At 68.8% G+C, this 20,218-nt stretch carries 19 protein-coding genes; 12 read left to right on the forward strand and 7 right to left on the reverse strand.

Annotated elements, in window-relative coordinates; translation table 11 throughout:
• Nucleotides 1–126 precede the first annotated feature (126 nt).
• The 5 genes from dnaB to rpsF all read right to left on the reverse strand — a co-directional run bounded on the left by dnaB (nucleotide 127) and on the right by rpsF (nucleotide 3,120).
• Nucleotides 127–1,527, reverse strand: coding sequence for a replicative DNA helicase (dnaB, locus tag PLC66_RS07105; RefSeq protein ID WP_324538815.1), 1,401 nt, complete (start codon nucleotides 1,525–1,527; stop codon nucleotides 127–129).
• A 147-nt stretch (nucleotides 1,528–1,674) separates the two neighbouring features.
• Entirely contained in the window at nucleotides 1,675–2,124 is a 450-nt protein-coding gene (rplI, locus tag PLC66_RS07110) for a 50S ribosomal protein L9 (RefSeq protein ID WP_324538817.1), read from the reverse strand.
• 15 nt (nucleotides 2,125–2,139) lie between these two features.
• Nucleotides 2,140–2,415, reverse strand: coding sequence for a 30S ribosomal protein S18 (rpsR, locus tag PLC66_RS07115; protein ID WP_002933051.1), 276 nt, complete (start codon nucleotides 2,413–2,415; stop codon nucleotides 2,140–2,142).
• Nucleotides 2,416–2,417: 2 nt separating this feature from the next.
• Entirely contained in the window at nucleotides 2,418–2,690 is a 273-nt protein-coding gene (gene priB, locus PLC66_RS07120) for a primosomal replication protein N (RefSeq protein WP_324538819.1), read from the reverse strand.
• Between the two features lie 43 nt (nucleotides 2,691–2,733).
• Nucleotides 2,734–3,120, reverse strand: a complete 387-nt coding sequence (gene rpsF / locus PLC66_RS07125; protein ID WP_324538821.1) for a 30S ribosomal protein S6 — start codon at nucleotides 3,118–3,120, stop codon at nucleotides 2,734–2,736.
• Between the two features lie 241 nt (nucleotides 3,121–3,361).
• Between rpsF and PLC66_RS07130 the strand changes: the two genes are divergently transcribed.
• A complete protein-coding gene (locus tag PLC66_RS07130; RefSeq protein ID WP_324538823.1) occupies nucleotides 3,362–3,718 on the forward strand; it encodes a hypothetical protein in 357 nt (118 codons plus the stop codon).
• Nucleotides 3,719–3,821: 103 nt separating this feature from the next.
• On the opposite strand, the gene hrpA is transcribed toward PLC66_RS07130, so the two are convergent.
• Nucleotides 3,822–8,087 carry an ATP-dependent RNA helicase HrpA gene (hrpA, locus tag PLC66_RS07135; RefSeq protein WP_324538825.1) on the reverse strand — a complete coding sequence of 1,422 codons (4,266 nt, stop codon included), beginning with the start codon at nucleotides 8,085–8,087 and terminating at the stop codon, nucleotides 3,822–3,824.
• A 113-nt stretch (nucleotides 8,088–8,200) separates the two neighbouring features.
• Here hrpA and PLC66_RS07140 point away from each other — a divergent pair, with 113 nt between their 5' ends.
• The 11 genes from PLC66_RS07140 (at nucleotide 8,201) to mgtE (ending at nucleotide 18,519) form a co-directional block, all read left to right on the forward strand.
• Nucleotides 8,201–8,719: a DUF2478 domain-containing protein gene (locus tag PLC66_RS07140; RefSeq protein WP_324538826.1), complete on the forward strand. Its 519-nt coding sequence runs from the start codon at nucleotides 8,201–8,203 to the stop codon at nucleotides 8,717–8,719.
• Between the two features lie 3 nt (nucleotides 8,720–8,722).
• Nucleotides 8,723–8,977 carry a YkgJ family cysteine cluster protein gene (locus tag PLC66_RS07145; RefSeq protein ID WP_324538828.1) on the forward strand — a complete coding sequence of 85 codons (255 nt, stop codon included), beginning with the start codon at nucleotides 8,723–8,725 and terminating at the stop codon, nucleotides 8,975–8,977.
• Between the two features lie 78 nt (nucleotides 8,978–9,055).
• The gene (locus PLC66_RS07150) at nucleotides 9,056–9,880 is read left to right on the forward strand and encodes an undecaprenyl-diphosphate phosphatase (protein ID WP_324538830.1); all 825 of its coding nucleotides are present in this window, start codon (nucleotides 9,056–9,058) and stop codon (nucleotides 9,878–9,880) included.
• A gap of 14 nt (nucleotides 9,881–9,894) precedes the next feature.
• Nucleotides 9,895–10,539 carry a YqiA/YcfP family alpha/beta fold hydrolase gene (locus tag PLC66_RS07155; protein ID WP_324538832.1) on the forward strand — a complete coding sequence of 215 codons (645 nt, stop codon included), beginning with the start codon at nucleotides 9,895–9,897 and terminating at the stop codon, nucleotides 10,537–10,539.
• Between the two features lie 89 nt (nucleotides 10,540–10,628).
• Entirely contained in the window at nucleotides 10,629–11,441 is an 813-nt protein-coding gene (locus PLC66_RS07160; RefSeq protein WP_324538984.1) for a methyltransferase domain-containing protein, read from the forward strand.
• 86 nt (nucleotides 11,442–11,527) lie between these two features.
• Nucleotides 11,528–12,394 (forward strand): EamA family transporter RarD, encoded by an 867-nt coding sequence (rarD, locus tag PLC66_RS07165; protein WP_324538986.1) that lies wholly within the window; start codon nucleotides 11,528–11,530, stop codon nucleotides 12,392–12,394.
• Nucleotides 12,395–12,527: 133 nt separating this feature from the next.
• A complete protein-coding gene (locus PLC66_RS07170; protein ID WP_324538834.1) occupies nucleotides 12,528–14,435 on the forward strand; it encodes a ribonuclease catalytic domain-containing protein in 1,908 nt (635 codons plus the stop codon).
• A gap of 7 nt (nucleotides 14,436–14,442) precedes the next feature.
• Nucleotides 14,443–15,402 (forward strand): energy transducer TonB, encoded by a 960-nt coding sequence (locus PLC66_RS07175; RefSeq protein WP_324538836.1) that lies wholly within the window; start codon nucleotides 14,443–14,445, stop codon nucleotides 15,400–15,402.
• 8 nt (nucleotides 15,403–15,410) lie between these two features.
• Nucleotides 15,411–16,244, forward strand: a complete 834-nt coding sequence (gene aroE, locus PLC66_RS07180) for a shikimate dehydrogenase (RefSeq protein WP_324538838.1) — start codon at nucleotides 15,411–15,413, stop codon at nucleotides 16,242–16,244.
• A gap of 18 nt (nucleotides 16,245–16,262) precedes the next feature.
• Nucleotides 16,263–16,955 carry a monofunctional biosynthetic peptidoglycan transglycosylase gene (gene mtgA, locus PLC66_RS07185; RefSeq protein ID WP_324538839.1) on the forward strand — a complete coding sequence of 231 codons (693 nt, stop codon included), beginning with the start codon at nucleotides 16,263–16,265 and terminating at the stop codon, nucleotides 16,953–16,955.
• A 121-nt stretch (nucleotides 16,956–17,076) separates the two neighbouring features.
• Nucleotides 17,077–18,519, forward strand: coding sequence for a magnesium transporter (mgtE, locus tag PLC66_RS07190; RefSeq protein WP_324538840.1), 1,443 nt, complete (start codon nucleotides 17,077–17,079; stop codon nucleotides 18,517–18,519).
• Nucleotides 18,520–18,889: 370 nt separating this feature from the next.
• On the opposite strand, the gene hemL is transcribed toward mgtE, so the two are convergent.
• Nucleotides 18,890–20,173: a glutamate-1-semialdehyde 2,1-aminomutase gene (gene hemL / locus PLC66_RS07195; protein WP_324538841.1), complete on the reverse strand. Its 1,284-nt coding sequence runs from the start codon at nucleotides 20,171–20,173 to the stop codon at nucleotides 18,890–18,892.
• Nucleotides 20,174–20,218: the final 45 nt, after the last annotated feature.

The raw sequence follows: 20,218 nt of genomic DNA on the forward strand, positions 1-20,218 counted from the left end.
ATTATAGACCCCCAACAAACAACGTCAACACCCAGGAAGAATCGAAAAATCTATGAGCGGATAAAACATGAAAAACCCAGCAGCAGGCCGCGGGCCAGGCGGACACCGAAGGACACGCCCGGCCCCTCAGTACATGCCCGGCGCCGCGGCGTAATTCTCGAAACGGGTGTTCTCGCCGATGAAGGTGAGGCGGACCGTGCCGGTCGGACCGTTACGGTGCTTGCCGATGATCAACTCCGCAGTCCCCTTGTCGGGCGAGTCCGGGTTGTAGACCTCGTCGCGATAGATGAACATGATGATGTCCGCGTCCTGCTCGATGGCGCCCGACTCACGTAGATCGGACATGACCGGGCGCTTGTTGGGGCGCTGCTCGAGACTCCGGTTGAGCTGCGACAGGGCGATGATCGGGACATGCAGCTCCTTGGCCAGCGACTTCACCGAGCGCGAAATCTCCGACAACTCGGAGGCGCGGTTGTCTCCCTCGCGGGTGCCGCTCATCAGTTGCAGGTAGTCGATCACGACCAGCCCCAGCTTGCCGCATTGGCGTGCGAGCCTGCGCACGCGCGCGCGCAGATCGATCGGATTGAGGCCTGGCGTCTCGTCGATGAAGAGCGGGGCATCGTAGAGCTTTCCCATCGCCATCGTCAGACGCTGCCAGTCATCGTCGGTCAGGCGACCGCTGCGGATCTTCTGCATGTCGATGCGCCCGACCGAGGAGATGAAGCGCGTCGCGAGCTGGGTCCCCGGCATTTCCATCGAGAAGATCGCCACCGGCAGGCGCTGCTCGATCGCGATATGTTCGGCAAGGTTGAGGGCGAAGGTCGTCTTGCCCATCGCCGGTCGACCGGCGACGATGATCATGTCCGAGGGCTGCAGACCCGAGGTCTTCTCATCGAGATCGACCAAGCCCGTCGGCACGCCTGTCACCTCGGACGGATTATCCCTGTCGTACAACTCCTGCACGCGATCGACCACCTGCTTGAGGATGGGCTGGATCGAGACGAAACCACTCGAATGCCGCGCCCCAGCCTCCGCGATCTCGAACACCTTGGCCTCTGCCTCATCGAGCAGCGCTTTCGCATCCTTGCCCGAGGGACTGAGCGCACTCGCGGCGATCTCGTCGCCGACGGCCACCAGCTTGCGCAGGATCGCACGCTCGCGAACGATCTCGGCGTAGCGCCGGATGTTGGCTGCGGAGGGCGTGTTGTTGGCGATCTCGGCCAGATAGGCGAGCCCGCCCGCCTGCTCGGCCTCGCCGTTCTTTTCGAGCGACTCGAACACCGTCACCACGTCTGCGGGTCGCCCCTGGTCGATGAGTCGGGTGATGTGCCGGTAGATGCGCCGATGATCGTCGCGATAGAAATCGGCCTCGGTCGCGAGGTCTGCCACGCGCTCCCAGGCCTGGTTGTCCAGCAAGATGCCGCCGATCAGGGACTGCTCGGCCTCCAGCGAATGCGGCGGCAGCTTGATGCCGGCAATCTGCGGGTCGCTGGAGTAATCGGGGAAACGGGAAGAATCGGAACTCATCGGGACACCATCCGGAGCGGAGCCGCCATTGTAGCGGTCGCATGTGCGCGCCGCGGCGCGCAGCAGGGCAGCAGCACTTCCGGGGCGCAAGCGGGCAACAAAAAGGGCTGCACGAGGCAGCCCTTTTTGCTGGAGGATGCAGCGGACTTACTGTTCGCCAACCACCGAGACGGTGATGGTGGCCAGCACGTCAGCGTGCAGCGAGACTTCGAGCTGCGTGTCACCAACCTGCTTCAGCGGGCCGTCCGGCATGCGGATCGCGGAGCGATCGATGTCGAAGCCCTGGGCAACCAGGCCTTCGGCGATGTCGGCGTTACCGACCGAGCCGAACAGGCGGCCATCCATGCCGGCCTTGCGGGCGACCTGGACGCTGACACCTTCCAGCTTCGCAGCAAGTTCCTGCGCAGCGGCGAGCTTCTCGGCCTGCACGCGCTCGAGCTCGGCGCGACGGGCGTCGAACTCGGCCAGGTTGGCCTGGGTGGCGCGCTTGGCCTTGCCTTGCGGGATCAGGAAGTTGCGGGCGTAGCCGTCCTTGACCTTGACCACGTCGCCGAGGCCGCCGAGATTCACGACCTTCTCGAGAAGAATGATCTGCATGTGTTCGTTCTCCTCTTACTGGTGCAGGTCGGTGTAGGGCATCAGGGCCAGGAAGCGGGCACGCTTGACCGCGACCGAGAGCTGACGCTGGTAACCCGCCTTGGTACCGGTGATGCGCGCCGGCATGATCTTGGCGTTTTCGGTGATGAAGTCCTTCAGGATATCCACATCCTTGTAGTCAACTTCCTCGATCTTCTCCGCGGTGAAGCGGCAGAACTTGCGACGCTTGAACAGACCACGACCACCACGGTCGTCCTTCTTCTTGAACTTGGATTTGGGCTTGAAGGCCATTTTCAGTTTCCTTCGAGAAATTCGATTGTGTTCAGATGCAGAACCGGGGTTCGACTGCGCAGGCTCTTCGCGGCGAGAAATCCGGTGGCGCGCAGCGCACTGCCCGGAACCGCCGCAGCCAGCACCGCCGCCAGATCGCCCAGCGCCACCGCCTGCACTTCCACCGAAACGTCGCGGCTCAAACCCGCTTCGACTTTTTTCGATTCGTGCGCCAGGATGCAACTCACAACTGGCACACCGGCAGGCGTTCGACGCAGCGGCAGCACTTCGGCCACGCGCGCATCGAGGCGCAGTTCGTTCAGACCCGGCTCAGGCAACTCAGGCGGCAGCGGCTTCGCTGTCGGCCGGCTTGGCTTCGTCGGACCCGGTGCTCAGCGAGCGCGACTTCTCTTCCTTCATCATCGGCGAAGGCGTGGTGACCGCCTTCTTCATCTTGATGGTGAGGTGGCGCAGCACGGCGTCGTTGAACTTGAACGCGTGCTCGAGTTCGGCCAGCGTCTCGCCGTCGCACTCGATGTTCATCAGCACGTAGTGGGCCTTGTGCACCTTCTGGATCGGGTAGGCCATCTGGCGGCGGCCCCAGTCTTCCAGACGATGGATCTGACCGTTGCGGCTGGTCACGATGGTCTTGTAGCGCTCGACCATCGCCGGGACCTGTTCCGACTGGTCCGGGTGGACGATGAATACGATTTCGTAGTGTCGCATGCAGACTCCTTGCGGTTGAGTGAAGCAGCCCCCCGGCATGCGAATCCGGTGGAGCAAGGGAAGCCGAAGACTATAACAAGAAACTGCGCAAGATCAAAGCAGTACCTTTTGCGCGCGTCAAGCAAGGCGTCGCTTACAAAATCCTGCTTACATTCACGGACCCCACGAAAGCCGCGCCACGCCTACCATTCGGTCATCGGGGCGCTGCCCTGCAACACAAACAACGCAAACGAGGCAGACCATGAAAGCGACTCTGACCCAGACCCTGCTCACCGCCGTGCTGTGTGGCGGCCTGCTTCTCGGCCCCAGTGCTGCCGAGGCGCACGGCGACCGCGGCCACCGCGGCTGGGACAAGCACAAGTACTCGCACAGCTACAAGTACAAGGAAAAGCATTCGCACAAGCGCGGCCATCGCGGCTGGGACGATCGCCGCGTGGTGCACGAGCGCGTGATCGTCCACGAACGTCCGCGCCACTACCGCGAGACGGTGGTGCACAAGCACTATTACGAGCCCGCCTACCGCCCGTACAGCTACAGCCGCTCACCGGCGGTGGTGATCGGTGTCGACATCCCGCCGATCGTCATTCCGCTGCGCTGACGAGACGAAAGGCCCCAGCCCGCCCGCGCATCGCCATCGAGCCGCCCGGCGATGCGCGCAGGCCGGGCCAGCCCCACCTTCCACGCCTCCCGCGCGTTTCCTTCTAGTGCGGTCGGCTTTGCCAGATCTTCTGCAAGCGCTTGACCGAGACCGGCATCGGCGTCTTCAGCTCCTGCGCGAAGAGGCCGACGCGCAACTCTTCCAGCAACCAGCGGAACTCCTCCAGCGCGGGGTCCTCCACGCCCGCCCGCCGACGGGCGAGGCGCTCGCGCTCCCACGCCTGAGCGAGCGCTTTCCACTCGCTGGTCAATTGCGCATCGCGCGCGGGGTTGTTGCGAAGTTTGTCCAGCCGTATCGAGGCGCCCTTCAGGTAACGGGGAAAGTGCGCAAGGCGCTCCCACGGAAAGGCGATCAGGAAGTCATTGGGCAGCAGCGCGCCGAGTTGCGACTGGATGTCGGCGACCGCGTCGGGGAAGGCCTTCAGGCCCGACAGCCGTTTTTGCAATGCCGCATGCTCCCCAAGCAGGGACGTGGTCAGCCGCATGAACTCCTGCGCGACCAGGCTCACCCGCGCCTTGGCCTCGGCGCAACGGCTGGCGAAGGCGTCGGCCTCTGCCGGCAGCGGCTCGAGCAGGCAGCATCGGCTCAGCGTCGCTGCGACCAGGCGCGCCTTCAACTCGGCCTCGGTGCCGAAGCTCATGTACTGCAGTGCGAGTTCGCGCAGGCCCGGCAGACGCTCGATCGCACGCACCTGATCCTTCAGATTGAGCGCGAACAGGCGCGTGAGGCCGCGCCGATGCACGCGCGCCGCCTCCTCCGGCGTGTCGTAGGGGCGCAGCGAGACACTGTCGCCATCGTCGTGCAGCGCCGGGAAACCGATCACCTCGCGGCCGGCAACGCGAATCTCCAGCAGCTCGGGCAGCGCACCAAAGGACCAGCTTGTGAAACCGGCGAGCGTCGGTGCGGGTGTGCCACCCTCTCCAGCCGCAGCGGTGGCCGCGTGCTGGGCGCTGGCTGTCGGCCCGCCAGGCGACGCACTGACGGCAGCGCCCGCAGTCGCGCCGTCGGCACGCCGCTTCCTGCCCGCGCCCACAGCTTCCCCCATCCCCGCCGCCGACAGCGCGCCCGCGAGCGCGCCGCCGATCTTCGCCGCCGAGAAGCGCGCCGCCACCTGCTCGCGAAAGCGCGCACGCAACTCCATCAAGTCGCGTGACTGCCCCATCACCCGGCCATGCTCGTCGATCACACGGAAGTTCATGAAGCAATGCGGTTTCAGGTTTTCCGGGCGGAAGCTCTCCAGCGGCAGCTTCAACTGCACGCGCTCCTCGACGAAGCGCTGCAGCATCTTCAATAGCGGCTCGTCGATGTCGAACTCGCCGGCCTCGAACGCCGCCATGAAGGCCGCCGCGCTCTCGGCCACCGGTTGCAGGCGATGGCGATGCTTCTGCGGCACGGTCTTCATCAGCGCCGCGACCTTCTCCTCCAGCAGGCCGGGCACCAGCCACTCGCAGCGGTTGGCCGGGATCTGGTTGAGCATGGCCAGGGGCACGGCCAGCGTCACGCCGTCGTCGGCCTCGCCCGGCTGGTGCAGGTAGGCGAGCTTCAATTTCTGCCCGAGCACCTCCATCGCCGGCGGGAAGCGGTCGGTGGTCACGCCTTGCGCCTCGTGGCGCATCAGCTGCTCGCGCGACAGATGCAGCAGCTTCGGCTCGGTCTTCTCGGCCTTTTTCCGCCAGGCCTCCAGGCCGGCGAGGTCGCAGATCCCCACGGGGATCTTGCTGTCGTAGAAGGCCTCGATCAGCGTCTCGTCCACCAGCACGTCGGGGCGGCGCGACTTGTGCTCCAGGCGCTCGATCTCCGCCACCAGGCGCTGGTTGTGGGCGAGGAAAGCCATCGCGCGCGCCGCCCCCTCGGCGATCTCGCCCTGCACCAGGCCCTCGCGGATGAAGAGCTCGCGGCACAGCGCCGGGTCGATGTCGCGATAAGCCACGCCGCGGCGCGGATAGATCACCAGACCGTACAGCGTGCCGCGCTCCCAGGCGCGCACAGCGCCCGAGGACTTCGACCAGTGCGGCTCGAAAACCTGGCGCTTGATCAGGTGGCTACCGACCTCCTCCACCCACTCCGGCTCGATGCGCGCGATGCAGCGGCCGAACAGGCGCGAGGTCTCGACCTGCTCCGCGGCCATGATCCACTTGCCGGCCTTCTTTGCGAGCGCCGAGCCGGGATGCGGCCAGAACTTGATGCCGCGCGCGCCCAGATACGAACCCGCCTGCGGGCCCGAGGCGTCCTCCACCTTGCAGCCGATGCTGCCGAGCAGGCCGGCGAGCAGCGCCTTGTGGATGGCCTCGTAGTTCGCCGGCTGTTCGTTTTCCTTCCAGCCGTGCTCCGCGCATAGCGAATGCAGCTGGGTGAACACGTCACGCCACTCGCGCATGCGCATGTAGTTCAAGAAATGCTTCTTGCACCAGGCCTTCTGCTTGCTGGAGGACTCGTGGCGCTGGACCTCGTCCCAGGCCTTCCACAGGTGCCAGTACCACAGGAACTCGGACTTCTGGTCCTGCTCGCCGCCGCGGAACTTCGCGTGCGCCTGGTCGGCGGCGCCGGGACTGTCCTGCGGGCGCTCGCGCGGGTCCTGCACCGACAGCGCGGCGGCGATCACCAGCAGCTCGGCCAGTGCGCCGCGCTCGCGCGCAGCGAGGATCATGCGGCCGATCCGCGGGTCGAGCGGCAGCTTGGCAAGCTCGTGCCCAATCGGCGTGAGCTTGCGCTCATCGTCATCGCTGACCGCGCCGAGCTCGGCGAGCAGCGCGTAACCGTCGCCGATCAGGCGCGATCCGGGCGCGTCGAGGAAGGGGAAATCCTCCACCGCCCCGAGCCTCAAGGCCTTCATGCGCAAGATCACGCCGGCGAGCGAGGAGCGCAGGATCTCGGGGTCGGTGTGCGGCTGACGGCGCTTGAAGTCGTCCTCGTCGTACAGGCGGATGCAGATGCCGTCCATCACCCGCCCGCAGCGCCCGGCACGCTGCTGCGCGGCCGATTGCGCCACCTTCTCCACCTGCAACTGCTCGACCTTGTTGCGCGGCGAATAGCGCTTGATGCGCGCCAGGCCCGTGTCGACCACGTAGCGGATGCCGGGCACGGTCAGCGAGGTCTCGGCAACGTTGGTCGACAACACCACGCGGCGTCCGTTGGAGGGCGAGAACACCCGTGCCTGCTCCTGCGCCGACTGGCGCGCGAACAGCGGCAGGATCTCGGTGCCCGGCAGGTGGTGAGCCTTCCTCAGCGCCTCGGCGGCCTCGCGGATCTCGCGCTCGCCGGGCAGGAAGACCAGCACGTCGCCGGGGCCGCAGCGCTGGGCCTCGTCGACCGCATCGACCAGCGCCTCCATCAGGTCGCGGCCCTTGTCCCTTGCGCCGTCCTTGCCCCCCTTGGCGGCGCCTCGTGCGGCCGCGGCAGGGTCGATCTCCTCGCTCTCCACTGGCCGGTAACGCATCTCGATCGGATACAACCTTCCCGACACCTCGATCACCGGCGCCGGCTTGCCCGCGGCGTCGGCAAAATGCCTGGCGAAGCGCTCGGCATCCAGCGTCGCCGAGGTCACCACCACCTTCAGGTCCGGCCGGCGCGGCAGCAGGGTCTTCAGGTAGCCGAGCAGGAAGTCGATGTTGAGGCTGCGCTCGTGGGCCTCGTCGATGATCAGGGTGTCGTAGGCGGCGAGCAGCGGGTCGGTCTGGGTCTCGGCGAGCAGGATGCCGTCGGTCATCAGCTTGATGTGGCTGCGCTCGCTGGTCTTGTCGGTGAACCGGATCTTGTAGCCCACCACCTGGCCGAGCGGGCTGTTGAGTTCCTGCGCGATGCGGCTCGCGGTGGCACGCGCTGCCAGGCGGCGCGGCTGGGTGTGGCCGATCAGGCCGGCAACGCCGCGCCCCAGCGTCAGCGCGATCTTGGGCAGCTGGGTGGTCTTGCCCGAGCCGGTCTCGCCGCAGACGATGATCACCTGGTTCGCGGCGAGCGCGGCGGCGATCTCGTCGCGGCGTGCGGATACCGGCAGCTCGGGCGGGAAATCCGGCACCGGCAGCGCGGCCCGGCGGGCGGTGAAGGCGGCGAGCGAACGCGCGTGCAGCGCATTGAAATCCGCCTGCAGGCGGGCACGCCGATCGGCGCCGAGCGCCTGTCCTCGCCCGCGGGCGTCCTCACCAGCGCCCAGATCACCCGGCGTGGCGTCCGCCTTGCCCGCGCCGGCAGCGCGCGACGGGCGCGCCAGATCGCGCGCCATGCGGCGCAGGCGCGGCCGATCGGCGCTCAGGCAGTCGTCGAAATTCGGCAGGTCGGACGGACGGCGTGCGCCCCGGTGTTCAGCCCTCATGGATCCGTTTCAGCTTCGTCAGGGCGCGCATTATCCTCCGCATCGTCGCCTTGTTGGCGTCGCGGTGCGACAATGAGCGCCGTCCCTGCACGAGCCGCAAGCCGAGCCCGACCATGTCCGCCCACGCCATCGCCGCCGTCGTCTACAAGCCCACCGACAACATCGAGGCCTTGCTCGCCGAGGCTGCGCGCGCGCTCGCCGCCCGCGGGGTGAAGCTCGGCGGCCTATTGCAGCACGACATCGCCTCGGTGGTCGACGACCCCTGCGCGATGGAACTCGAGAACCTCGAGACCGGCGAGAGCATTCCGCTGTCGCAGGACCTGGGCAGCGGCTCGGTGTCCTGCCGCGTCGATCCGGACGCCCTGGCACGCGGCTCGGTGGCGGTACGCGGCGCGCTGTCGCGCGGCGCCCAGCTCATCATCATCAACAAGTTCGGCGCCCAGGAGGCCTTTGGCGCCGGCCTGCGGGACGAGATGGGCGAGGCCGTGCTCGCCGGCGTGCCGCTGCTGACCGCCGTGGGCGAGCGCTTCCTCGACGACTGGGCGCAATTCACCGGTGGCGAATGCAGCCTGCTGCCACCCGCCCTCGACGCCATCCTCGGCTGGTGGTCCGAGTTGCAGGCCGGCGGCTGAGCGGTGGACTGCCGCCCGGGCTGCGCCGCCTGCTGCATCGCGCCGTCGATCTCCTCACCCATCCCCGGCATGCCCACGGGCAAGCCCGCCGGCATGCGCTGCATCCAGCTCGACGCCGCCAACCGCTGCCGGCTGTTCGGCGACCCGCGCCGGCCAGCGGTGTGCGCCAGCCTGCAGCCCGCGATCGACATGTGCGGCGACAGCGCTGCGCAGGCGATGCACTTCCTGGCCCGGCTCGAGATCATGACCTCCGGCTGAAGTGTGCCGCATCGACACCGCAACGCAACATCCCGCCCGCTATAATCGCGCGCTTTCCCGACCCAACCTGGCTGCCGCATGGACGTCTCCCTCCTCCTCGTCGCCCTCGTCCTCGGCATCGTCGAAGGCCTGACCGAATTCCTGCCGGTGTCCTCCACCGGCCACCTGATCATCGTCGGCGATCTGCTCGGCTACAACGACGACACCAGCAAGGTGTTCAAGATCGTCATCCAGCTCGCCGCCATCCTTGCCGTGTGCTGGGACTACCGCGAGCGCCTGATCCGGGTCGCCACCGGCCTGCCCAGCCAGCCCAGCGCGCAGCGCTTCGTGTGGCTGCTGTTCATCGGCTTCCTGCCCGCGGCCATCCTCGGCCTGATGTTCCACTCCACGATCAAGGGCGTGCTGTTCAACCCGATCACGGTGGCGACCGCGCTGGTGGTGGGCGGCCTCATCATCCTCTACGTCGAGAAGCGCGCCTATCACCCGCGCATCCACGACGTGGACGACATGCGCTGGCCCGATGCGCTCAAGGTCGGCTTCGCCCAGGCGCTGGCGATGATCCCCGGCACCTCGCGCTCGGGCGCGACCATCATGGGCGGCCTGGTCTTCGGCCTGTCGCGCAAGACGGCGGCGGAGTTCTCCTTCTTCCTGGCGATCCCGACCATGTTCGCCGCCACGGCCTACGATCTGTACAAGAACTGGGCGCTGCTGCGACTCGAGGACCTGCCGGTGTTCGCGGTCGGCTTCATCGCCTCCTTCTTCGCCGCCATGTGGGCGGTGAAGGGCTTCATCCGGTTCATCTCCAACCACACCTTCATCGTCTTCGCCTGGTACCGCATCGCGTTCGGCCTCTTCGTGCTCGCAACCTGGTACTTCGGCTGGGTGGAATGGTCCGAACCCTGAACCGGAGAAACCACATGATCATCTATCTGCACGGCTTCCGCTCCGCCCCGGCGTCGATCAAGGCGCAGGCCCTTCGGGCACGCATGCTCGAGCGTGGCCTTGCCGAGCGCTTCTGGTGCGAACAGCTGCCGGTGTCGCCACGTGCGGCGATCGCGCTGGCCGAAGCCGAGATCGCCCGCGCCCGTGCCGCCGGCCTCACGCCCACGCTGGTGGGCAGCTCGCTCGGCGGCTACTACGCCACCTGGCTCGCCGAACGCCACGCGCTGCACGCCGCGCTGGTCAATCCGGCAGTGGTCGCGCCGCTCGAGCTCGGCGCCTACGTCGGCATGCAGGACAACATGTACACCGGCGAGCGCTTCGAATTCACTCGCGAGCACATCGACGAGTTGCGCGCGATCGAGGTGCCCACCATCGCCCATCCCGAACGCTTCTGGCTGCTGGTCGAAACCGGCGACGAAGTGCTCGACTACCGTCATGCGGTCGCGAAATATGCCGGCGCCCGCCAGACCGTGCTCGAAGGCGGCGATCACGGCTTCTCGCGCTGGAACGACTATCTCGACGCGCTGATCGCCTTCGCCGGACTCGGCGAAACCCCCTCTCTCGCCGGACTCGGCGACCCCCGCCCGTTCTCCGCCCGCGGCGAGGACGGGGCGTCATGAGCACGCCCGCCCCCAGCCCGCAGCCGGCCGTCGCCACCCTGGGCCAGGCGGCCACCACCGCCGGCTTCGATGCGCGCCGCTTCAAGGCCATGGAGCGCGCCGGTTTCAACCGCATCGCCGCACGCTATGCCGACGGCGCCCATCTGCGCGCCGACCTCGCCAACGCGCTGCTCGAGGCCGCCTCGCTCGCGCCCGGCCAGCGTGTGCTCGACCTCGCCAGCGGCCCCGGCCTGCTTGCGGGCGCGGCCGCCCTGCGCGTCGCCCCCGGCGGCAGCGTGCTCGCCACCGACATCGCCGAAGGCATGCTCGCCGAAGGCGCGCGCCGCTGCGGCGGACACGACGACACGCCCTGCTTCGCCGCCGCCGATGCCGAGCAGCTGTGTCTCGCCGACGCCAGCATGGACCGCGTGCTCGCCGGCCTGGCGCTGTTCATCTTCCCGCAGCCCGCGCGCGCGCTGGCCGAGATGCACCGCGTGCTGGTGCCGGGCGGGCGCCTTGCGCTGTCGGTCTGGGCCGAACGCGAGCATGTGCCCCTGATCCACCGCGCCCAGGACTGCATCGCGCGCCTGCTGCCGCCGCCCAAGGTCGCACGGCCGTCGGTGTTCCGCTTCGGCGCGCCGCAGCTGCTCGAAGCCACCCTCACCGCCGCCGGCTTCGACGACATCGACATCCGGCCGTGCGCCTTCGCCTGCCACTTCGACGATGCCGAGGCCTACTGGCAGGCCTTCCTCGACCTCGCCGGCGGCGCCGCCGAGGCCCTCGGCCGCCTGCCCGAGGCAACGCAGCAGGCCCTGCGCGCGGCGGTCATCGAAGATCTCGAGCCGCATCGCTGCGACGATGGTCGCGGCGGCTACCTCCTGCCGGCGCGCACCCTGGTCGCCGTCGCCCGCCGCCCGCGGTGACGCCAACGCGGAAGCCCCCCTTGCCGGACACCTCCCCCTCGCGGCCCGCCCCGGGCACTGCAGCCGACACCGCCGCCCGCAACGGCATGCTCGCCGCCCTCGGCGCCTTCCTCATCTGGGGGCTGGCGCCGCTGTACTTTCGCGCCATCGGCAGCGTGCCGCCCTTCGAGATCGTCGCCCACCGCATGCTGTGGTCGGCGCTCTTTCTCGCCGCCCTGATCGCCGTCCTGCCCTCGACCGGAGGCTTCGCCCGCGTGCGCGGCGTCCTCGCGCAGCCGCGCCTGGTCGGCCTGCTCGGCTTCACCGCGCTCCTCACCGGCAGCAACTGGCTGGTCTTCATCTGGGCGATCGACGCCGGTCGCCTGCTCGAGGCCAGCCTGGGTTACTTCATCAATCCGCTGGTGAGCGTCGCCCTGGGGGCGCTGTTCCTGGGCGAGCGCCTGCGCCCGCTGCAGGCCCTGGCGGTGGCGATCGCCTGCGCCGGCGTGGCGTGGCGCGTGTGGCAGCTCGGCGGCCTGCCGTGGATTCCGCTCTTCCTCGCCGGCACCTTCGGCCTCTACGGCCTGCTGCGCAAGCGCGCGCCGGTCGAGGCGGTGAGCGGGCTCTTCATCGAGACCCTGCTCGTCGCCCCGCTCGCCCTCGGCTGGCTGCTGTGGCTGCAGCACCAGGGCAGCCTGAGCTTCGGCAGCGGCGCCCACACCGACTGGCTGCTGGCGCTCACCGGCATCCTCACCGCGGTGCCGCTGATGCTGTTCGCCATCGGCGCCCGCCGCCTGCCCCTGGCCACCGTCGGCTTTCTCCAGTACATCGCGCCCAGCCTCAACTTCGTGGTCGCGGTGTGGCTGTTCCGCGAGCCCTTCGACACCACCCAGCTGATCGGCTTCGCCCTCATCTGGCTTGCGCTTGCGCTGTATTCGGCCGACCTCGTGCGCGCCGCGCGCGGGCGGCGCTGAAGCATCCGGATATGCCTCGAGCGGAACGGCCCTGGCTTCCGCCGCATCGAAGCCGGGTAGCGGTGACGCGCTTTTGGGGCAAGTGCGCCGAATCCAGTAAACTAGCGAGCTTGCTTTCACCAGGCGGATGCCGATGTTCGTGCTGTATGAAGAGGACGGAGCCTTCAAGGCCGGCACGATCCTCGCCGATAACGAAGCCACGCTGCAGATCGAGAACACCCACGGCAAGCGGGTGAAGCTCAAGCGCGCCCATGTGCTGCTCGAGTTTCGCGAACCCGGCCCCGGCGAGCTGCTCAAGCGCGCCGAGGCCGGCGCCGAGGAGCTCGACATCGAGTTCCTGTGGGAGGTGTGCGGCGACGAGGAGTTTGCCTTCGCCGACTTCGCCGCCGAATACCAGGGCCACAGCCCGACCGCAGTCGAATCCGCCGCCCTGCTGCTGCGCCTGCACGCTTCGCCGATCTGGTTCCATCGCAAGGGCAAGGGGCGTTTTCGCAAGGCGCCCGCCGACATCCTGCAGGCCGCGCTTGCCGGCCTCGAGAAGAAGCGCCAGCAGGCCGCCGCGATCGAGCACATGCGCAGCGAACTGGTCAGCGGCCGCATGCCGGCCGAGCTCGCCGCGCTGCTGCCGCAGGCGCTCTACCGCCCCGACCGCAACCGTGCCGAGATCAAGGCCCTGGAAGCCGCCTGCGTGGACACCGGACTGTCGGCCGCGCGCCTGCTGCTCAAGTGCGGCGCGCTCGCCTCCAGCTACGACTTCCACTACAACCGTTTCCTGTTCGAGCACTTCCCGGAGGGGCCGGCCTTCCCCGCCTTCGAGCCGGCGACCATGCCGGACGGCCTGCCGCGGGCCGCGGTCGCTGCCTTCTCGATCGACGACGCCTCGACCACCGAGATCGACGACGCCTTCTCGGTGAGCCCGCGCGTCGAGGGCGGCTGGCGCATCGGCATCCACATCGCCGCGCCGGCGCTGGGCTTCGCGCGCGGCTCCGGGCTCGACGCCATCGCCCGCCGCAGGCTGTCCACGGTCTATATGCCGGGCAACAAGATCACCATGCTGCCCGACGAGGTGGTGCAGGGCTTCACGCTGGCCGCAGGCCGTGACTGCCCGGCGGTATCGCTCTACCTCGACATCACCCCGGGGCTGGCGATCGTGGGCGAGGAAAGCCGGGTCGAGCTGGTGCCGATCGTCGCCAACCTGCGCCACCACGACATCGAGCCGCTGTTCAACGACGACACCGTGCATGGCGAGGGGCCTGACTTCCCGTGGAAGCGCGAGCTCACCCTGCTGTGGGACCTCGCCACCGTGATGGAGGCTGGACGCGGCAAGGCCGCCGGCAACGAGGACCGCATCGACTTCGGCTTCAGCGTGGACTGGACGCAGGACACCGCCGACGGCCCCGGCCGGGTCAGCATCGGCCGGCGGCTGCGCGGCTCGCCGATGGACAAGCTGGTGGCCGAGATGATGATCTACGCCAACATGACCTGGGGCAAACTGCTCGATGCCGCCGGCATCCCCGGCCTGTATCGCGCCCAGGGCGGCGGCAAGGTGCGCATGACCACGGTCGCCGCGCCGCACGAAGGCCTCGGGGTGGACTGCTACGCGTGGTCGAGCTCGCCGCTGCGCCGCTATGTCGATCTGGTCAATCAATGGCAGATCATTGCGGTGCTGCAGGGCAGCGCGCCCGCCTTCGCCCCGCGTTCGGCCGACCTGATGGCAGCGCTGCGCGACTTCGAGCTCACCTATGCCGAGTACGCCGAGTTCCAGCGCGGCATGGAGCGCTACTGGTGCCTGCGCTGGCTGCGCCAGCACGGACGCGGCGAGGTCGAGGCCACCGTGTTGCGCGAGAACGTCGTGCGCCTGGCCGAGATCCCGCTCGTGTTCCGCGTGCCGTCGATGCCGCTGCAGATTCCGGGCAGCCGCGTCAAGCTGTGCGTCGAGCGCACCGACCTGCTCGACGTCGAGGTCGACGCGCGCTTCGTCCAGACCCTGTCCGAACCCGATCCGGAAACCATCACGGAATCCGGCTTCGGCTTCGCCTGACGAGCCCATGCGCGCGGCCACCACCCCGCCCCCCGCCCCGCCCGCGCTGCCGGCTGGCGCTGGCGACGGCGGGCAGGGTCGGCCAGGCAGCCGATTCGGAGAGCGGCTGCGCCGCCTCGGCGGCCCCCTGCTGCTGGCCGCGTTTGCGCTGTCGATCGGCCTGCACGGGCTGCTGCTGCTGATCCAGTTCCGCCTGCCGGAGAGCAAGCCGACGCGCGACAAGGGCCTGGAGGTCGTGCTCGTCAACACCCGCCACGCCCAGGCGCCCGAAAAGCCGGAGGTGCTGGCGCAGACCAACGTGGACGGCGGCGGCAACACCGAACAGGACGCGCGGCCGAGCACGCCGCTGCCGCCGCAGCCCAACCGCCAGGACGGCGATGCGCTGGTCGAAGCCAAGCGCCGCACGCCCGAGCCGGTACGCGAGCAGAAGCAGGTCATCACGCGCGAGAAAGCACCGGCAAAGGTCGCCGCCGCGCCGAAGAAGGTCGAACAGCCGGTGCCCACGCCCGAGCCCACGCCCACCATCAGCGGTCTCGACCTGCTCGACAGCGCCGCCGCCGTGGCCCGCCTCGAGGCCGAGATCGACCGCGACCTGCAGGACCTCGCCAAGCGCCCGCGCAAGAAGTTCATCGGCGCCCGGGCGCAGGAATACCGCTTTGCGCAGTACGTCGAGGACTGGCGGCTGAAGGTCGAACGCGTGGGCACGGTCAATTACCCCGAGGCCGCGCGCGGCAGGCTTTACGGCAGCCTGCTGCTGTCGGTGACGATCCGCGCCGACGGCTCGGTGGACAAGGTCGGCGTGCAGCGCAGCTCCGGCCACCCGGTGCTGGACGAGGCCGCGTTGCGCATCGTCAAGATGGCGGCGCCCTACGCCCCCTTCCCGCCAGACATCCGCAAGGACTACGACGTCATCGAGATCACCCGCACCTGGACCTTCACCAACAGCGACCAGGTGCGCGCCAACTGAGGACCGCCATGGACCGCTACGCCGTCGTCGGCAACCCCATCGCTCACAGCCGCTCGCCGCAGATCCACGCCGCCTTCGCCCGCCAGACCGGCCAGGCGCTGCGCTACGACGCCCTGCTCGCCCCGGTGGACGGCTTTGCCCGCACCGTCGCCGACTTCCGCGCCCGAGGCGGCCGCGGCCTGAACGTCACCGTGCCCTTCAAGCTCGAGGCCTTCGCCCTCGCCACCCGGCGCACGCCGCGCGCGGAGATGGCCGGCGCGGTCAATACGCTCGCCTTCGAGGCCGACGCCATTCTCGGTGACAACACCGACGGCGCCGGCCTGGTGCGTGACCTAGAGGGCAATCTCGGCTTTGCGCTCGCCGGCTGCCGCATCCTGCTGCTGGGCGCGGGCGGCGCCTGCCGCGGCGCCCTGCTGCCCCTTCTCGCCAGCCAGCCGGCGGCCCTCACCATCGCCAACCGCAGCGTGGCCAAGGCCGCCGCCCTGGCCGCGCTGTTCGCCCCCGAGGCCGGCGCGGCAAGCCTCGACGCCTGCGGTTTCGACGCCCTCGCCGGTCGCCGCTTCGACCTCGTCATCAACGCCACCTCCGCCAGCCTTTCCGGCGCCTTGCCGCCGCTGCCACCCGGCCTGTACGCCGAGGGCGCGCTCGCCTACGACATGATGTACGGCCGGGGCGACACCCCCTTCATGGCGGCCGCGCGGGCCGACGGCGCCGCCCGCATCGCCGACGGGCTGGGCATGCTGGTCGAGCAGGCGGCCGAGAGCTTCGCCCTGTGGCGCGGCGTGCGCCCCGACACCGCAGCGGTGCTGGCCGAACTGCGCCGCCAGATCGATGGCGGCTGAGGCGGGCCGGCCGACGCCATGCGCCGCGTACTGAGCTGGCTCGGCCGCGGCCTTGCCGTCGCGCTGCTGTTGCTGCTGTTCTGGCAGGCGGTGATCTTCACCCAGGTCATCTGGTGGAGCCGCTTCGACCCGGGCAGCACGAGCTTCATGCGCATGCGCCTGGCCGAACTGCGCAAGGCCGAGCCCATGGCGCAGCTCAAGCACGAATGGGTGGCCTACGAGCGCATCTCGATCCACCTCAAGCGCGCGGTGGTCGCCGCCGAGGACGACCGCTTCCTCGACCACCAGGGCTTCGACTGGGAAGGCATCCAGCGCGCGCTCGAGCGCAATGCCGAGCGCGGCCGGCTGGCCGCCGGCGGCTCGACGATCAGCCAGCAACTGGCCAAGAACCTGTTCCTGTCGCCCTCGCGCAGCTGGCTGCGCAAGGGCCAGGAGGCGGTGATCACGGTGATGATCGAGACCACCTGGGACAAGCGCCGCATCCTCGAGGTGTATCTGAACGTCGCCGAATGGGGCAACGGCGTGTTCGGCGCCGAGGCGGCGGCGCGCCACTACTACGGCCGCTCCGCCGCCAGCCTGGGGCCGGCCGAGGCGGCGCGCCTGGCCGTCATGCTGCCCAACCCCCGCCTCTACGAGCACCGTTTCGGCCCCCGCATGGCGGCCCATGCCAGCCGCGTACAGCGGCGCATGATCCACTCGCAGGTGCCCTGAGGCCGCGCGGCGGGAAATTCACCCGCTGTCACACGATCAGGGTCGCCTGTGCCGGCCCGAGCCCGTAGAATTCCGTTTTTCCGCCCCGCCCGCCCCCGCTTCCCTTCCACAAGGCCGTGCGATGACCGAGCTCGAAGAACTCCATCCCGACGACGTCCAGCACCACCTGCGCGAAGTGCAGGAGCTGCTCGCACGCCAGAAGGTGGTGGAGGACCTCGTGCACCGCCAGGACATGCCGCGCCACGAGCTGGTGGAGAGCCTGGTGCACAAGCAGCACGAGGCCGGCCTGCGCGCCAAGCTCGAGAGCCTGCACCCGGCCGACATCGCCTACATCCTCGAGGCCCTGCCGCGCGACGAGCGCCTGTATGTGTGGGACCTGGTCAAGGCCGAGCGCGACGGCGAGATCCTGCTCGAGGTGTCGGACGCGGTACGCGAGTCGCTGATCGAGACCATGGCGCCCGAGGAGCTGAAGGCGGCGGCCGAGTCGCTCGACGCCGACGAGCTCGCCGACCTCGCGCCCGACCTGCCGCCCGAGGTCATCCAGGACGTCTTCCAGTCGCTCGACAGCGAGGGCCGCGAGCAGCTGCGCACGGCCATGTCCTACCCCGAGGACTCGGTCGGCGCGCTGATGGACTTCGACATGGTGACGGTGCGCGACGACGTCACGCTCGAGGTCGTGCTGCGCTACCTGCGCCGCTTCGAGGAGTTGCCCGACCACACCGACAAGCTCTTCGTGGTCGACCGCGAGGACCACCTGAAGGGCATCCTGACGCTCGAATCCCTGCTCATCAACGACCCCGAGCTCGAGGTCGCGGACGTGATGCGCGCGGAGACGGTGATCAGCTTCACCCCCGAGGACGAGGCCGATGAGGCGGCCCAGGCCTTCGAGCGCTACGACCTCGTGTCGGCGCCGGTAGTCGACGGCGAGAAGCGCGTGATCGGCCGCTTGACGGTGGCCGACGTGGTCGACTTCATCCGCGAGGAGTCCGAGGCCGAGATCCTCAGCCATGCCGGTCTGCGCGAGGAGGAGGACATCTTCGCCTCGGTGTGGAGCTCGGTGAAGAACCGCTGGGCCTGGCTGGCGATCAACCTGGTCACGGCCTTCATCGCCTCGCGCGTGATCGGCGCCTTCGAGGGTTCGATCGAGAAGCTGGTGGCGCTCGCCGCGCTGATGCCGATCGTCGCCGGCATTGGCGGCAACTCCGGCAACCAGACGATCACCATGATCGTGCGCGCGATCGCGATGGGCCAGGTCGAGCAGTCGGCAATGAACCGCCTGCTGAAGAAGGAGCTGGGCGTGGCGCTGTTCAACGGCCTGGTGTGGGGCAGCCTGCTAGGGGTGCTGGCGTGGTGGCTCTATGGCAACGCCGAGCTGGGTGTGGTGATGACCGCGGCGATGACGCTGAACCTGCTGCTAGCCGCGAGCGCCGGCGTGCTGATCCCGATGATCCGCATCCGCCTGGGGGCCGACCCGGCGCTGGGGAGCTCGGTGCTGATCACTGCGCTTACCGATTCGGGCGGCTTCTTCATCTTCCTGGGGCTGGCGACGCTGTTCCTGCTTTGAGGCGGTCATGCCGGTCCGTGGGGGCGAGGCAACGGCATCATTGAAGGCTGTTTGAAGACCGGCTCTGCTCGACGGCTCGATGCGAGGACGCGCACGGGGTATTCCCTCCGGGGCTGCGGAACTCGCTTCGCTCGGACAGTCCTCGCCCCTTCAGGAACACCCCGCACGCCTCCGAGAAGCGTAGGAGTTGTCCAAAGGAAGGCAAAAACCGCCAAGCAAGAATGGTTTTCCTGCCGCTGGATACCCGAGGCGGTAGCCGAGGATGTGTGGGGTATTCGTGAAGAGGCGAGGACTGTCCGAGCCCGAAGGGCGAGTTCCGCAGCCTCGGAAGGAATGCCCCACGCAGCCTCGGCGGGTTGATCAAGAACCCTCAACCCAGCTTCGCGAACACCTCGCGCGCGGCTGTCACCGTCGCATCGATCTCCGCCTCGCCATGCGCCGCCGACACGAAGCCCGCCTCGAAGGCCGAGGGCGCGAAGTAGTGGCCGGCGTCCAGCATGGCGTGGAAGAAGCGATTGAAGCGCTCCTTGTCAGAGGCCATCACGTCGGCAAACGATGCCGGCACCTTGTCGGCGAAGTAGACGCCGAACATGCCGCCCACCGAGTCCGCGCTGAAGCTCACACCGGCATCGCGCGCCGCTGCCGAGAGGCCGGACACCAGGCGCTGAGTGCGCACCGCCAGGGTGTCGTAGAAGCCGGGCGCGCGCGTCAGCTTCAGCGACACCATGCCCGCCGCCACCGCCACCGGGCTGCCCGACAGCGTTCCGGCCTGGTACACCGCGCCCAGCGGGGCAATCTTCTCCATGATGTCGCGGCGGCCGCCGAAGGCGCCCACCGGCATGCCGCCGCCGATCACCTTGCCCAGCGTGGTGAGGTCGGGCGTGATCCCGTACAGGCCCTGCACGCCCTGCGGGCCGACGCGAAAGCCGGTCATCACCTCGTCGAAGATCAGCACCGCGCCGTAGTCGGTGCAGATGCGGCGCAGGCCCTCGAGGAAGCCTTGCTGCGGCTTCACCAGATTCATGTTGCCGGCCACCGGCTCGACGATGATGGCGGCGATCTCGCTGCCGCGGGCCTTGAACACGTCCTCGACCTGCTGCAGGTCGTTGAAGTCAAGCACGATCGTGTGCTTGGCAAAGTCGGCCGGCACGCCGCCCGAGGAGGGGTTGCCGAAGGTGAGCAGGCCGGAGCCGGCCTTCACCAGCAGGCTGTCGGCGTGGCCGTGGTAGCAGCCCTCGAACTTCACGATCGCGTCGCGGCCGGTGAAGCCGCGCGCGAGGCGGATCGCGCTCATCGTCGCCTCGGTGCCCGAGCTGACCAGGCGCACCATCTCCACCGAGGGCAGCAGCTCGCAGATCAGCTCGGCCATCTCGACCTCGCTCTCGGTGGGGGCGCCGAAGGACAGGCCCTTCAAGGCCGCCTCGCGCACCGCCTCGACGATGGCCGGGTGGGCGTGGCCGGCGATGGCCGGCCCCCACGAGCCGACGTAGTCGATATAGTCCTTGCCGTCGGCATCCCACACGCGGGCGCCTTCGGCGCGCGCGAGGAAGCGGGGCGTGCCGCCCACCGAGCGGAAGGCGCGCACCGGCGAATTGACGCCACCGGGGATGGTCTGCTGGGCGCGCTGGAAGAGGGTTTCGTTACGACTGGTCATGGTGCGTTCGTCCTGGACTGCTTGCGAAAGCCGACATTGTGGCGC

Source organism: Thauera sp., assembly GCF_035444905.1.
Classification (GTDB): Bacteria; Pseudomonadota; Gammaproteobacteria; order Burkholderiales; family Rhodocyclaceae; genus Thauera.